This is a genomic window from Pseudomonas sp. F220 (assembly GCF_057813935.1).
Map to the genome: position 1 here is coordinate 1 of NZ_JBVASJ010000211.1, position 255 is coordinate 255.

The 255-nt window shown below is 66.7% G+C and carries 1 protein-coding gene; it reads right to left on the reverse strand.

What is annotated here, in order from left to right:
• Positions 1 to 255 (reverse strand): hypothetical protein (locus tag ACZYSM_RS29680; RefSeq protein ID WP_489077260.1); only part of this gene is annotated, 255 nt, incomplete at both ends.

Sequence of the window (255 nt, forward strand, 5' to 3'; positions counted from 1 at the left end):
CGTGCCGCCCGGGCCGGCATCCGGGTGCAGGAGAAATTCGACCCGGGCGTTGTCGGTGGAGCGGTTGATCTGCAGCAGCCGGCCGAGGGCGTCGCTGATCGATTGCAGACGCTGGCCGCCGTTGAAGTCGGTGTAGGCGAGGTCGACTTTATGCCCGGAGGGGGCATGGAGCTCTACCGGCAAGGCCACCCGCTCATTGGCGCTGCCACCGGTTTGCAGGGTTTCGATCAGGCCGGACTTGTGCACGACCCGGTA